General features: G+C 74.7%; 13 protein-coding genes and 1 pseudogene. 6 read left to right on the forward strand and 8 right to left on the reverse strand.

Annotation, left to right across the window (positions count from 1 at the left end; all coding sequences use genetic code 11):
• Window positions 1-173 precede the first annotated feature (173 nt).
• Window positions 174-911: a hemerythrin domain-containing protein gene (locus OG689_RS29170; RefSeq protein ID WP_266323835.1), complete on the forward strand. Its 738-nt coding sequence runs from the start codon at window positions 174-176 to the stop codon at window positions 909-911.
• A 117-nt stretch (window positions 912-1,028) separates the two neighbouring features.
• On the opposite strand, the gene OG689_RS29175 is transcribed toward OG689_RS29170, so the two are convergent.
• The gene (locus tag OG689_RS29175) at window positions 1,029-2,549 is read right to left on the reverse strand and encodes an FAD-dependent monooxygenase (RefSeq protein WP_266323836.1); all 1,521 of its coding nucleotides are present in this window, start codon (window positions 2,547-2,549) and stop codon (window positions 1,029-1,031) included.
• 101 nt (window positions 2,550-2,650) lie between these two features.
• On the opposite strand from OG689_RS29175, the gene OG689_RS29180 reads away from it, so the two are divergent.
• Complete coding sequence (locus OG689_RS29180; RefSeq protein ID WP_266323837.1) at window positions 2,651-3,301, forward strand: TetR/AcrR family transcriptional regulator C-terminal domain-containing protein; 651 nt, start codon at window positions 2,651-2,653, stop codon at window positions 3,299-3,301.
• A gap of 142 nt (window positions 3,302-3,443) precedes the next feature.
• Here OG689_RS29180 and OG689_RS29185 read toward each other — a convergent pair whose 3' ends face one another.
• Window positions 3,444-3,932: a GNAT family N-acetyltransferase gene (locus OG689_RS29185; protein ID WP_266323839.1), complete on the reverse strand. Its 489-nt coding sequence runs from the start codon at window positions 3,930-3,932 to the stop codon at window positions 3,444-3,446.
• A gap of 109 nt (window positions 3,933-4,041) precedes the next feature.
• Complete coding sequence (locus OG689_RS29190; RefSeq protein ID WP_266323840.1) at window positions 4,042-4,614, reverse strand: hypothetical protein; 573 nt, start codon at window positions 4,612-4,614, stop codon at window positions 4,042-4,044.
• A 71-nt stretch (window positions 4,615-4,685) separates the two neighbouring features.
• Between OG689_RS29190 and OG689_RS29195 the strand changes: the two are divergent.
• A pseudogene (locus OG689_RS29195) lies at window positions 4,686-5,677 on the forward strand (DUF1152 domain-containing protein).
• Between the two features lie 77 nt (window positions 5,678-5,754).
• On the opposite strand, the gene OG689_RS29200 reads toward OG689_RS29195, so the two are convergent.
• Both OG689_RS29200 and OG689_RS29205 read right to left on the reverse strand, forming a co-directional pair.
• Entirely contained in the window at window positions 5,755-6,300 is a 546-nt protein-coding gene (locus tag OG689_RS29200; RefSeq protein ID WP_266323841.1) for a DUF1707 and FHA domain-containing protein, read from the reverse strand.
• 100 nt (window positions 6,301-6,400) lie between these two features.
• Window positions 6,401-6,952: a DUF1697 domain-containing protein gene (locus OG689_RS29205; protein WP_266323842.1), complete on the reverse strand. Its 552-nt coding sequence runs from the start codon at window positions 6,950-6,952 to the stop codon at window positions 6,401-6,403.
• A 66-nt stretch (window positions 6,953-7,018) separates the two neighbouring features.
• Here OG689_RS29205 and OG689_RS29210 point away from each other — a divergent pair, with 66 nt between their 5' ends.
• A complete protein-coding gene (locus OG689_RS29210) occupies window positions 7,019-7,489 on the forward strand; it encodes a pyridoxamine 5'-phosphate oxidase family protein (protein WP_266323843.1) in 471 nt (156 codons plus the stop codon).
• A 57-nt stretch (window positions 7,490-7,546) separates the two neighbouring features.
• Here the strand turns inward: OG689_RS29210 and OG689_RS29215 are convergent, their stop codons facing one another.
• Complete coding sequence (locus tag OG689_RS29215; RefSeq protein ID WP_266323844.1) at window positions 7,547-7,912, reverse strand: ArsC/Spx/MgsR family protein; 366 nt, start codon at window positions 7,910-7,912, stop codon at window positions 7,547-7,549.
• 117 nt (window positions 7,913-8,029) lie between these two features.
• Here OG689_RS29215 and OG689_RS29220 point away from each other — a divergent pair, with 117 nt between their 5' ends.
• Window positions 8,030-9,247 (forward strand): cytochrome P450, encoded by a 1,218-nt coding sequence (locus tag OG689_RS29220; RefSeq protein WP_266323845.1) that lies wholly within the window; start codon window positions 8,030-8,032, stop codon window positions 9,245-9,247.
• A gap of 153 nt (window positions 9,248-9,400) precedes the next feature.
• Window positions 9,401-10,510 carry a PP2C family protein-serine/threonine phosphatase gene (locus OG689_RS29225; protein WP_266323846.1) on the forward strand — a complete coding sequence of 370 codons (1,110 nt, stop codon included), beginning with the start codon at window positions 9,401-9,403 and terminating at the stop codon, window positions 10,508-10,510.
• A gap of 30 nt (window positions 10,511-10,540) precedes the next feature.
• Here the strand turns inward: OG689_RS29225 and OG689_RS29230 are convergent, their stop codons facing one another.
• Together OG689_RS29230 and OG689_RS29235 are read right to left on the reverse strand one after the other, a co-directional pair.
• Window positions 10,541-12,268 carry a hypothetical protein gene (locus OG689_RS29230; RefSeq protein ID WP_266323847.1) on the reverse strand — a complete coding sequence of 576 codons (1,728 nt, stop codon included), beginning with the start codon at window positions 12,266-12,268 and terminating at the stop codon, window positions 10,541-10,543.
• A gap of 291 nt (window positions 12,269-12,559) precedes the next feature.
• Window positions 12,560-13,279, reverse strand: a complete 720-nt coding sequence (locus tag OG689_RS29235; RefSeq protein WP_266323848.1) for an alpha/beta fold hydrolase — start codon at window positions 13,277-13,279, stop codon at window positions 12,560-12,562.
• Between the last annotated feature and the right edge of the window lie 75 nt (window positions 13,280-13,354).

Below are 13,354 nucleotides of genomic sequence, written 5' to 3' on the forward strand. Positions count from 1 at the left end.
CGTGGGTGCGGCGGGTCGTCCCCGGCCGCCCCGCGGGGCGGCCGCGACCGGCGGGTGACCCGGCCGGATCCGGGCCGCAGGCCGCTGACCTGCGCGTCAATCGGACATTCATTCGCTCCTGATCGACTGTCATCACCCTGGTGATCCCAGACCCGGCCTGCGAAGAGAGCGTCATGCCCAGCCACCTGTTGCCCGTCAAGCCCCCGCACGTCCCCGCTCAGACGGACCCCCGGCACGAGCAGGACACCGACGACACGGACACCCGCCTGCGCTTCGCCGGCCTGACCCTGATGCACGCCGCCCTGCGCCGCGACCTGCGGCGGCTGCCCGACGCGCTGCGCCTGCTGCAGCCCGGCGACGAGACCCAGGGCCAGGCCCTGCAGCGGCACTGGGACTTCCTCACCGCGATGCTCACCTGCCACCACGAGCAGCAGGACACCCGGCTCTGGCCGCTCCTGCGCCGGTTCGCCCCCGAGCTGCGCCTGCTGCTCAACTGGCTGGAGGACGACCACCACAACCTGGACCACTCCTTCACCCGGGTCACCACCCTGGTGCGGATCGCCACCCGGGACGCGGGCAGCACCTGGCCGGTCGCCTACGCGATCGAGGACCTGGCCGCCCGGCTGGAGACCCATCTGCGGATCGAGGAGCGGCAGTTGCTGCCCCGGATGGCGAAGGTCTTCGCGGAGACCTCCCGGGTCGGCACCCTGCCCGAGCTGCTGGACCTGCTGCGCGCCGCGAACGGCCCGGGCACCGCCGACGCCATGACCTGGCTGCTGGACGGCGTCGACGAGTGGACCGTCCAGCGTCTGCTGGCGGACTGCGACGACACCACCGCCCGCCACTGGCCGCACTGGCGCGCCACCTACGAGCGCTGCACCAACCCGCTCTGGGGCCCGGCCGCCGACTGACCGCCGGCCGGCCGGCCCGGCTCTTTCGGACGCCCTCGGCCCGGGCCGATCCCGCGGGCCCGTACCGCGCCCCGCACCGTGGCCCCCGTTTCCGGCCGGACGCCGCACCGTCCGGTCTCAGCGGGCGCCGAGCGCCGCCAGGTAGCCGGGCAGGGCCGCCGCGTCGTGGGTGGCCAGCCCGACGTACCCGTCCGGGCGGATCACGAACAGCCCCCGCCCGTACGTGTCCGCGGCGTGCCCGCCGTCGAGTCGCAGGCCCCGAACCCGGGCGGGGAGGGCGGGCAGTTCGCAGTCGACGGCGAGCACCGTCAGATGCGTCCCCCGGTACAGGTCGAACAGCCGCCGCGCCGTACCGTCGGCCTCCCGGTACGGCGAGTCGGGCGCGCGGTCGCCCGCCTGCAGGGCCTCCTCGTCCAGGCCCGGCCGCTCCTCCGCGGTGAGCGGCCCGCCCCGGTAGCCGACCGCCAGCTGGTCGGTGTCCTTGCCCCGGCGCGCCTGCCGGTCGTCGGAGCCGTCGCGCTCCGCCCGGTGCAGCCCGGTGCTGAGGTCGATCACCGCGGCGGCGACCGGGTACCGCTCCTCCTGGTAGCTGTCGAGCAGCGACTCGGGGGCCCCCGCGCGCAGCACCCGGCCGAACTTCCAGCCCAGGTTGTAGGCGTCCTGCACGCTGGTGTTCAGGCCCTGTCCGCCGGCGGGGGAGTGGATGTGCGCGGCGTCGCCCGCCAGGAAGACCCGGCCCTCGTGGAAGCGCTCGGCGACGGCCGCCCGGGGGCGGAAGTCCGAGGCCCGGCGCACCTCGGTGACGGCGCTCGCCGGCAGGTGGCTGCGGGCCGCGACGAGTGCGCGCACCCCTTCGGGCGAGGTGTCCGGCGTCCCGTCCTCCAGCTGGGCGAACAGCTGGAACTCCTCGGTGCCCGGCATCGGGCAGAGCAGCATCGCGCCTCCGGGTGCCTTCGGCCAGATGTGCCAGTTGTCGCGGTCCAGCCCCTCGACCTCGAGGTCGGCGACCAGCATCGGCCGGGGGTCGACCTCCTCGCCGCGCATGGTGATGCCGAGCGCCCTGCGGACGGCGCCGCGCCCGCCGTCGGCGCCGACCAGGTAGGTCGCGGTGACCGTCCGGGTGCCGCTGTCGGCCGTGGTCAGTACGGCCTCGACCCGGTCGGCGTGCTGCTCCAGGCCGGTCAGCGCGGTGCCGAAGGCGACCTGGCCGCCCAGCTCCAGCAGCCGCGCGTAAAGGATCTCCTGGGTGCGCCACTGCGGGATCATCCAGACGTCGGCGTACGGGGTGGCCGGGCCGGGGGTGCCGCGCTCGACGAGGTCCCAGGTGCCGAGCCGCTCGCCGTTCTCCCAGGTCATCATCAGCGGGTAGGGGGCGCCGCCCGCGTGGATCCGGTCGATCACGCCGAGGTCGTCGAAGACCTCCTGGGTGCGGGGCTGGAGGCCCTTGCCGCGCGAGCCGGGGAAGAGGGTTTCGGCCCGCTCGACCAGCAGGGTCCGGACGCCGTGCCGGGCCAGGTCGCAGGCCAGGGTGAGGCCGGTCGGTCCGGCGCCGACGATCAGGACCTCGGTGGTGCCGGCCGGCTGCGGGGTGCCCGCGGTGCTGTGCGGGGGAGTGTCGTTCGGGGGAGTACTGGCCACGAGATTCTCCTTAACGCTGTTAAGTTGCTGGCGCTTCCGAGGATGGACTTAACGGTGTTAAATTGTCAAGGAGGGGCGACGAGGCAAGGCGAAGGACGGGCGTGGCACAGAAACTGGACCGGGCACAGGTGGTCGACACCGCCCTGCGGCTGCTCAACGAGACCGGCCTCGACGGCCTCACCCTGCGCCGGATCGCCACCGAACTCGACGTCAAGGCTCCGGCCCTGTACTGGCACTTCGCCAACAAGCAGGCGCTGCTCGACGAGATGGCCACCGAGATGCTGCGCCGGATGGGCGCCGGCGGCGGGAGCCTCCCGGACGGCTGGCGGTCGGTGCTCACCACGACCTGCCGCACCCTGCGGACGAGCCTGCTCGGCTACCGGGACGGAGCCAAGGTCTTCAGTGGCACCCGGCTGACCGACCTGGGCCACAGCGAGGGCCAGAACGCGCTGCTGGCGGCCTTCACCGAGGAGGGATTCGCACTCCCCGACGCTGTCCAGGCCTTCTTCACCGCGTACGCGTACACGATCGGATTCGTGATCGAGGAGCAGGCCGTCCGCCCGCTGCCCGGGGAGCAGCCCGCGCCCGAGTACGACCCGGTCCGGCGGGCCGGGCGGATCGGCGCCGACCGGCCGCTCGCGGCGGCCGCGAGCGAAGGGCTGTTCACCGACTACGAGCAGCGCTTCGAACGGGGACTGGCGATCCTGCTGGCCGGCATCGAGGCCGTCCTGCGGCCCGCCCCGCCGCTCTGACCGGTGGCCCTGGTCGGTGGGCATGACCGTCGACCCGCTCCGCTCGCCCGATCTCCGGGCGGGTCCGGTGCGCGGCGCCGGTCGGCGGAGTGCCGGGCGGCGGAACCGAGCGGGCCAGGGCGGCCCCGCCGGTCGCGTCCGGTCAGCCCGCGGTGGGGAGCCCGCGCCGGAACCGGAGGCCCGGCCGTCCGCCGAGGTCGACGTCCCCCACCACGGTGAACCCGTTGCGTTCGAGCACTGCCCGGGACGCCGGGTTGTCCAGCGTGGTGGCCGCCGTGAGAGCGCGGAGCCCGTATGCCGCGGCGGCCAGCCGGCAGACCTCCCCGACCACGGCCGTGGCCAGGCCCCGCCCGGCGGAGCTCTCGCCGATCCGGTACCCGAGGTCGGCCGTCCCGTCCTCGACGTCCACCAGGTTGACCCGGCCGACCAGGCCTCGCAGGTCGTCCAGGACGACGTGGAAGTGGCACACCCCGGCCTCCTGCTCGGCGAGCAGGGCCCGGTGGCGGGCGGCGAAGTCGCTGAAGTACGCGTCGGTGCGGTCGGGCACGGTCCGCGCGAAGTACTCCCGGTTCTCCCGCTCGAAGGCCAGCAGGGCCTGTGCGTGATCAGCTCTCAGTCGCTCCAGGCCCACCCCGACCGTCCCCCTCCCCCGATGTCCACCGCCCCCGGCCCCGCTCGCACCGGCCTCCGTACGCACCGCACCCGTACGCACCGCACCCGTACGTACCCGGGCGCCGGGCCTACTCGGGCAGCCGGTGCAGCCAGTTCAGCGGGGTGACGGTGATCGTCTCGTCCGGCGAGCCGGTCCAGCGGGCGTTCAGCCCCGCCTCGGCCAGCGCGGCGACCACCTCGCGGCCGACCTCCTTGGTCTCCTCCTCGGAGTGCCGGAAGCCACCGTAGCGCAACGTCAGACCGCCACCGGAGACGGCCCGTTCGGTGTCCTGCTCGTGGAAGAAGACGAAGCCCCGGGAGTCCTCGTCCGCCTCCCCGCCGATCTCGGTGTACCCGCAGCTGCTGCAGCAGGTGAAGTCCATCGCGGCGACGATGCCGTCCGCCTCCAGCGAGTCGAAGGCCTCCACCAGCCGGTCGACGTCCGTCACCCGGGGCCAGCCGGCCTGCTCGGCCAGCCGCTCCTCCCACAGCGGGACGACGATCTGCTCGGCCTGTTCCTCCGTCAGCCCCTGGTCGTCCAGGAAGTCCACCAGGGACTCGACTATCTCGTCCGGCTCCTGGAACCCTCCGCGGATCAGCTCCCGGGCGCGCTCCTGGGCATCGTGCAGTACGTCGGGGGCGAGGGCGGATTCCTGGGTCATGCGCGAATCCTCGCACCCGCCTAGGACAAACCCGCCGCCCGGGTGGCAGCTGCGTTGCTATCGTCCGGCCGGTGACCTCCCTCTTCGAGCCCCAGCTGCTCACCCGCCTCCTGGCCGCCGACCGGATCCTGATCGCCGGCGCCGGCGGCGGGTTCGACGTCTACGCGGGCCTGCCCCTGGCCCTCGCGCTCCGCGGAGCCGGCAAGGAGGTGCACCTCGCCAACCTGTCCTTCAGCCATCTGTACGGCCTGGACTCCGACATCTGGCTCGCCCCCGACGTCGCCCGGATCGGGCCGGATACCCGCTCGGCCGAAGGGTACTTCCCCGAGCGGACGCTGGCCCGCTGGCTGCGCCTGCACGGCATGCCGGACACCGTCTGGGCGTTCTCCTCGGTCGGCGTCCAGCCGTTGCGGGCGGCCTACCGCGCCCTGGTCGCGGAGCTGGGGATCGACGCGATCCTGCTGGTGGACGGCGGTACCGACATCCTGATGCGCGGCGACGAGGCGCCCCCAGCCTTCGGCCGGGAGGTACCCCCAGCCTCGGCACCCCCGAGGAGGACATGGCGAGCCTCGGTGCGGTGGCCGGCCTGTCCGAGGTCCCCGAGCGCCTGGTCGCCTGCCTGGGCTTCGGGATCGACGCCTACCACGGCGTCAACCACTCGCTGGTGCTGGAGAACCTGGCCGCCCTGGACCGGGCGGGCGGCTATCTCGGCGCGTTCTCCCTGCCCCGGGGGAGCCGGGCCGGGGTCCTCTACCTGGACGCCGTCGAGCACGCCCGGGCGGCCTTCCCCGAGCATCCGAGCATCGTCCAGGGCTCGGTCGCCGCCGCCCTGCGCGGAGAGTTCGGAGACGTCCGCTTCACCGAGCGGACCCGGCACGGCGCGCTCTTCGTCAACCCGCTGATGACCCTCTACTTCGGTGTCACCGTGGAGGCGCTGGCCGCCGGGAACCTCTACCTGGACCGGCTCGAACGCACCGTGCTGACCCGCCAGATCAGCACGGTGATCGAGGAGTTCCGGGACGCGCTGCCGGGGCAGCGCCCGCCGCGCCAGTTCCCGCACTGAGCCGCCGACCGGCCCCGACCCGCCCCGACCCGCCGGCCCCGATCGGTCGGCCGGCCGCTGTGCGCCGCTGCCACCGCTCAGCCGGCGGCCAGCCGGAACTCCAGGTCACCGAACCGCACCTGGTCACCCGGCCGGACCCGGACGGCGCCGGCCACCCGCCGACCGTTCACATGCGTCCCGTTCGTCGAACCCAGGTCGTACAGCACCCAGCCGCCACCCTCGCGCCGCAGTTCGGCGTGGGCGCGCGAGACCGAGGAGTCGCTCAGTCGCAGGCCCGACCCGGGGAGCCGGCCGATGGTCAGCAGCCCGCTGCCCGCCTCCGGCAGCTGCAGCCCCGGCAGCCGCTCCAGCCGCCAGGCGTCCCGCAGGCCGACCCCGAAGGCCGAGAACCGGCCCACCGTCCGCAGCAGCAGCCGGGACACCGGCCGGCCGTTCGGCAGGTCGGCCAGTACGGCGTCCAGCTCGGCCCGGCTGCGGGCCTGGAGGACGATCTCCATCCGGGTCATGAAGGTGTGGTGCGACAGCCGGCCGCTCCCGGCGCCCTCACGCAGCAGATCGAGCGCCAGCTCCCGCTCGGCCTCGGACGGGCGTTCCACCCGGGTCCGGAAATCAGGAGTGCTCATGCGCTGATTGTCGGGCCGCCCGGACCGCACTGTCCAGAAGCCGGTGGGCACCCCACCCGCCCTTCCGTCGTGCCCCACCGGTCCCGTCGCGGTCCGGCCGTCAGGCCTTCCGGGCCGCGGCCAGGATCTTGTGCAGGGTGTGCAGGAACCGCCCGGTGCCCTGACCCGGGTACGACTTGCCGAAGACGGCCCCCGGGTTGCTGCTCATCCGGCCGCCCTGCAGGTGCATCACCACGTACGCGGCGCCCGGGTCGGCGCCGACGATCTCGTAGTCGCCCTTGGCGGACCGCTGCGGCAGCTCGTAGCCGTCGGGCAGCGGCTCGGAGAGGAACACCACCACCAGCCGGGTGTCCTGGTCGGCCTCGTGGCCGGCGAACGGCTCGGCGTCGAGCAGGGCCGCGACCTCCTCCACCGTGCGCAGCATGGCCGGCACGGCGTATCCGAGGGAGGCCTCCAGGTGCTGCTCGATCCGCCGGGTCAGCTCCGCCCGGTCACTCGCGTCGGTGCGGAAGAAGACGTTCCCGCTCTGGATGTAGCTGCGGACCTCGCCCAGCCCCAGCTCGGTGAACAGGTCGCGCAGCCGCTCCATCTTCACGGTGCGCCCGCCCACGTTCACGGCCCGCAGGAACGCGATGTACGTCGTGTCGCTCATCCGGCCAGTGTGGCACCGGCCCTGCCGAGCAGGCCGGTTGCCAGGGCCCGGTGCGACACTGGCGGCATGGCAACCTGGCAGGATTTCGAGCAGCAGGCGCCGGACCTGGCCCCCGCCGTGCGGGCCCGTTTCGAGGCCGCCAGGCATCACGTGCTGGCGACGCTCCGGCTGGACGGCGCGCCGAGGGTGAGCGGTACGGAGGTCCGCTTCATCGGCGCGGATCTGACGCTCGGTTCGATGGACGGCGCGGTGAAGGCCCGCGACCTGCGGCGGGACGGGCGCTTCGCGCTGCACAGCAACCCGGGGGACGCCACGATGGCAGACGGTGACGCCAAGCTGGCCGGCCGCGCCGTGGAGATCACCGACGAGGTCGAGCTGACGGCGTACGAGTCGGAGCTGCCCACGGCGCCGCCCGGCCCGTTCCACGCCTTTCGGCTGGAGCTCGACCAGGCGGTGCTCACCACGGTCGAGGACGGCGTCCTGGTGATCCGCTCCTGGCGGCCCGGCGAGCCGATCACGACCGTCCGACGGGACTGACCGCGCGGGGCCGGCCGTTCGGACGGCCCCGCGCGGTCGGTCCCGTCGGCCCCGGACTCAGCGCTTGGCGGGCAGGACGGACTTCACGGCCTCCGGCGTCCGCGCGACGATCGCATGACCGTCGTCCGCCGTGATGATCGGGCGCTGGATCAGGATCGGGTGCTCGGCCAGGGCCGCGATCCAGCGGGCCCGGTCGCCGGGCTCGCGCGTCCACTCCTTCATCCCGGCGTCCTTGGCGGCCTGCTCGTCCAGCCGGGTGATGTCCCACGGTTCGAGCGAGAGCCGCTCCAGCACCTGCTCCAGTTCGGCGGCCGAGGGCGGGTCCTCCAGATAGCGCCGCACGGTGTACTCGGCCCCGACGGCCTCCAGCTCGGTGAGCGCGGACCGGCATTTGCCGCAGCGTGGGTTGATCCAGATCTCCATGCCGTCAGGGTACCCACCGCGCGCGCCCCGCCGACGCAGCGCCGGCGCGCGGGAACTCCGCGCCGGGCGGCCGCGGTTCTACCGGGTGACCGGAGGATCCGACGGAGGGGGAAGCGGATGGACGGCGAAGCGATCATCGGGCAGCTGATGGGCACGGAGGGCCGGGGCGACCCGTACCCGCTCTACCGGCGGGCGCACGACCTCGGGCCGGTCGCGCCCTGCGGTCCCGGGATGGCCATGGCGGTCGGCCACCGGGCGGCCAACCAGGTCCTGCGCAACCCCGCCTTCGGCGTCGCCGACCACGGGATGCGGGCCGACTTCGACCCGGAGTTCCTGAAGCACTCCTCCACGGTGCTGCTCAGCCGCTCCGTCCTGGAGAGCAACGCCCCGCACCACGCCCGGGTCCGGTCGCTGATCGCCTCCGTCTTCACCGCCCGCCGGGTGGCGGCGCTGGAGCCGGCCGTGGTCGCCGGCGTCGACGCCCTGCTGGACGAGATGGCCGACCAGGGCTCCGACGGCAGATCCGTCGACTTCATGGACAGCTTCGCCTTCCGGCTGCCGGTCGGCGTGATCTGTGAACTGCTCGGCGTCCCGGAGGCCGACCGGTACCGGTTCCGCGGTCTCGCCGCCGACCTGACCACCGCCCTGGAGTTCATCGCCGACCCCTCCGAGTTGACGGCCGCCGACGAGGCGGCCGACGAGTTGGCCGGCTACTTCACCGAGCTCGCGGCGCAGCGCCGGGCCCGCCCCAAGGACGACCTGGTCAGCGCACTGGTCGAGGTGGCGGCGGCCGACGACAGCCGGCTCTCGGGGCAGGAGCTGCTGGCCAACCTGGTACTCCTGCTGGTGGCGGGCTTCGAGACCACCACCAACCTCCTGGGCAACGGCCTCGCCCTGCTCTTCGAGCACCCGGAGGCCGCCGCGGGCCTGCGGGCAGGTACCGTCACCCCGGCCGGCCTCACCGACGAGGTGCTCCGCTTCGACTCCCCGGTGCAGCTCACCTCCCGGATCGCCCTCGCCCCCGGCCTCACCGTCGAAGGACTGGACATCCCGGCCGGCAGCGCGGTGTTCGTGCTGATCGGGGCCGCCAACCGCGACCCGGCCCGGTACGAGCGGGCCGAGGTCTTCGACCCCACCCGCGGTGACAGTCAGCCGCTCAGCTTCGGCGGCGGCGCGCACTACTGCCTCGGTGCGCAGCTGGCGAAGCTGGAGTCGGCCGTGGCGATGCCCGCGCTGCTGCACCGCTTCCCCCGGCTGGCCCCCGCCGGTGCGCCGACCCGGCGGGACCGCCTCGTCCTGCGCGGCTTCGAGACCCTCCCGGTCACGCTGGGCTGACGTCTTCGAGGCTCTCCCGGTCACGCTGGTCCGCCTGCGGCAGGCACGGGTGCGGGCGCCGTGGGACCCGGCGACGGGGGACATGCGCGACGATGGGAGCGGCGGCCGGTACGCCGGCCGCCGACCGCTCCCGCACCGGAGGAGGCTCGAGCCGTGCCCGTCGCGAACCGCCCGGAGCCGCGTCCGGCCGCCCCGACGGGCCCGCGGGCGCCGCGCTGGGTGCCCTGGCTGCCGGTGCTGCTGCTCCTGATCGACCTCGGCGCCGAGGCGCTGTTCTCCGACGCGGTCGCGGCGGGCTTCCTGCTCACCCCGATCCCGGTGGTGGTCGCCTTCAGCTACGGCCCCGGCACGGCGCTGCTGTCCACGGCGGGTGTCATCGGCCTCCAGGTCGCCCTGGCGGCACGGGTCGGCCATCTGGACGAGCAGCACCACGTCTGGGTCTACGTCGCCACACTGCTCTCCGGGGTGATGGGCACCGCGCTGTCCTGGCAGCGGATCCGGCAGGAACGGAGCCTGGTCCGGGCCAGGACCGTCGCCGAGACCCTGCAGCGCGCCGTGCTGCGCCCGGTGCCCGAGCGGGCCGGTGACCTGCGGGTGGCGGCCCTGTACCGCGCGGCCCACGCCGACGCCGGGGTCGGCGGGGACCTGTACGCGCTCTGCGACACCCGGTTCGGCGTACGGGTCCTGCTCGGGGACGTCCGGGGCAAGGGGCTGGAGGCCGTCCGGACGGTGGCCGAGGTGCTGGGCGCCTTCCGCGCGGCCGCCCACGACACCGCCGGCCTGGCCGAGCTGGCCGAGCAGCTGGACCGTACCGTGCTGCGCGAGGCCATCGACCGGGGCGACGAGGAACTGTTCGTGACGGCGGTGCTGCTCCAGTACGCCGGCGGGTCCGGCCGGGTGGACGTGATCAACCGGGGGCACCTCGCCCCGCTGCTGCTCTCCGGCACGACCGTCGTGACCGTCCCCTGCCCCGACGACCTCCCGCTCGGCCTCGGCCACCTGGCCGCATCCGCCGGGCCGGCCGCGACCACCGAGGTCCTGCTGCCGCCGGGCCACACCCTGCTGGTGCACACCGACGGGGTCAGCGAGGCGAGGGACGCCTCCGGCGCCTTCTACCCGCTGACCGGCCGCCTCGGCTCGCTGGGGACGTCCTCGCCCGACCTGGTGGTCGCCTTCCTCGACCGGGACGTCGTCGCGTACGCCGGCCGGCTCGCCGACGACCTCGCGGTGCTGGCCCTGAGCCCGTCGCCCTCCGGACCCTGAGCGCGGGGCCGGGGCCGGTACGGGACGGCCTCAGACCCCGCCGGACTGCTTGAGCAGATTGGCCGCCCGCTCAGCGGCCAGCTTGCGGTGGAAGTCGAGCAGCCAGCCGGGCGGCCGGTGGAAGACGCCGGCCAGTTCCCCGACCGTGCGCACCCGCAGGCGCTGCTTGACGATGGTGGCGTGCGCGGTCTGCAGCGACTTGGCGACCACGTTCGGCTGCAGCACGGCGTCGTGCGGCCGGGCCAGCACCTGCTCGGCCCGGCCGGAGACCAGCATCTCCGGATGCGGCGGCCCGGGCACGCCGCCCGCCTCGCCCGCCTGCTCGGGAGCCGGCGGCTGCCGGCCGTCCTGTTCCTGTTCCCGTGCCCGCTGCCCGTCCTCGCCTGCGACCCCGTCCTTGCCTGCGACCCCGTCCTCGTCCCCGCCCGCCCGCTGCTCAGGCACGGCGGCGCCGCACTGGCGGGCCCGGTTCGCCGCCCGCTGGGCCGCCAGCCGTTGGTGGAACTCCAGCAGCCACGGCGGCGGGTCGAGGAAGACGCCCCGGAGCTCGCCCGCGCTGCCCACGGCGAGTCCGTGCGCGGCCAGCGTGTCCGGCGCGAGCTGCAGGGCCTTGCCGACCTCCTTGGCGGTCAGCGGCTGCGTGGGCGCGAGCGCGAGCAGGGCCACGGCCTTCACGGAGACCAGCAGCCCGGGATGCCGGGCGACCACGGCGGCGGTGGGGGCCGGAAGGACCGGCGCAGCCTCGCGCCTCGCCGGTCCTGGTCGCCCGAGCCGCCCGGGCTTCCCCGGCCGCCCGGGCTGCCCGGCCGTGGGCCTCGCGGGGTGGCGCTCGGCCAGCAGGACGAGCGTGCTGACGGCCGCCCCCGGGATGTGCGCCCACCGGGGCTGCGGCCGGCGATTCGGCCGGGTCCGCGGCTCCTCGTACCGCAGCGGGAGCTTCCAGCCCTCGTGCCGGGCCAGCCAGGCGGTGGCCAGGGCGGTCGCCTCCGGGACGCCGCCCTTGGTGCGCAGCATGTCCAGCAGTCGCTGCTCGGGGGTGTCCGGGCAGTCGGCGCAGGGCCGGCAGATCCGCCAGACCCGCGTCCTGACCTCGATCTCCCGGGAGCCGGCCGGAGCCGGGCCGCCGCAGTACGCACACGCCCAGTCCGCGTCCGCGTCGACGGTACGCCGGACGGTCCGGGGCAGTGCCGGCACCGGCGGGAGGTCGGCGAGCAGCCCGTCCAGCACGTCCAGCCCGAGCGCCGCCTGCGGAGCGGCCGGGTCCGCGGGGCGGGTCGCCCGGGCACGGCCGCCCCCGGCGCCGCCGGCCCGGGGCGCGGGCAGCGGCAGGCCGAGCGCCGCCCGCTTGGCCCGCAGCCGGGCCTCGTCGGCGACCGGATGGCCCTCGACGGTGCCGTAGACCTGCGGGCGCCCCTCGGCAACGCAGAGCGCGTCCACGGCCTCCGCCAGGTGCAGGGACGGGATCCGGTACTGCTGGGCGGCCGCGGTCACCAGCGGGAGGATCCGGCGGATCTCCGGGCCGTCGGAGGCCAGCAGGATCCGGTGCGCCCCCCGGACGGCCTCCGGCCCGACCTGGGCCGTCACCGGCCATCCCTTCAACGCCCCGCACGCCATCACCAGGTACTTGAACGCCTCACGCCGGCACTGCGCCGCGTACCGGACCCGATCGGGACTCTGCCCGGACCGGACCCGCCCCCGCGCGTCCTCCATCCGCCGCGCCCGGTGCACCAGCCCGGCGCCGATCTCCTTCGTCAACACGCGCACCATCATCGGCCCGCCCGTCACGGCCTGACACCAGGTCAGCCGAATGTCCCCCGGACGGGTCACTTCCCCCGGCCGGTCCCCGGCGCCGGACGGACCGAAGGCCCCGCCGCTCTCCGCGCTCGCGCCGGGCACGACGCCGGCGCCCCACCGACCACTCGCCCAGCCGGAGCGCGACAGCGATCCGCCTGTTCTCCTCCGGGGCTGCCGGAGCCCGTCCACCGCTGTCAGGCGAACGGCTCCGACATCACCCGATCAGGTCAGTGGCCGGGACGAGGTGAATCAGCGTCACGCGGCGGGGAGGTCGGAGGTGGCGATCCGGGCCAGGAGAGCCGCAAGTTGCCGGGGCATGGAGAGGAACGGCGAGTGGCTGCTCGGCAGCCGGTGGACGGAAGCGGCGCGTGTGGCCAGCTCGCGTTGCCGGGACGGATCGAGTGCCTGGTCGCGGTCGCAGACGACGTAGCTGGAGCGCACGGTGCGCCATCCTGCCGTGGTCACCTTCTCCGTGAAGGACCGTATGCTCTGCGGGCGCAGCCGCGCCACGGCACGGGCGGCATCGGCCTCGGGCACGTCGTCGAAGAGTATCCGCCGGGCGGCCTCGGACGGCGGGGCGAGGTCCGTCCCGCCGTCCGGCGCGGCTTTGCCGAGGAACGTGAAGACGCTCTCGCCCGCGTCCAGTTGGAAACTGGCGAGGTACACCGCCGCCACCACGTTCGCGGCATCGGCGATGGCCTCCGTGGTGGGGACGCCGCCGTAGGAGTGGGCGACCACCACCACCGGGCCGTCGATGCGCCGGAGGCTGTCCCGAATGACATCCGCGTCGTCCAGCATGCCCACCGGCCGGGCGCCGTCGGGCCGGTCGGCCGGAGGATTGGCGCTGGGCAGGTCGAGGGCGTGGGACCGCCAACCGTCGGCGTCGAGCGCAGCGCGTACGGCGTCCCAGCACCAGGCCCCGTGCCAGCCTCCGTGGACGAGCAGGAAGGTCGGCCGGCCGGCGTCAGCGTTCATGTGCGGTTCCTCCGTTGTCCGAGCTGCGGACGGCGCGAGACTGTGGCACGAAGTGGGCCACCCTGCCCATGGGTC

The sequence above is a fragment of the Kitasatospora sp. NBC_00240 genome (assembly GCF_026342405.1).
Taxonomy (GTDB): Bacteria; Actinomycetota; Actinomycetes; order Streptomycetales; family Streptomycetaceae; genus Kitasatospora.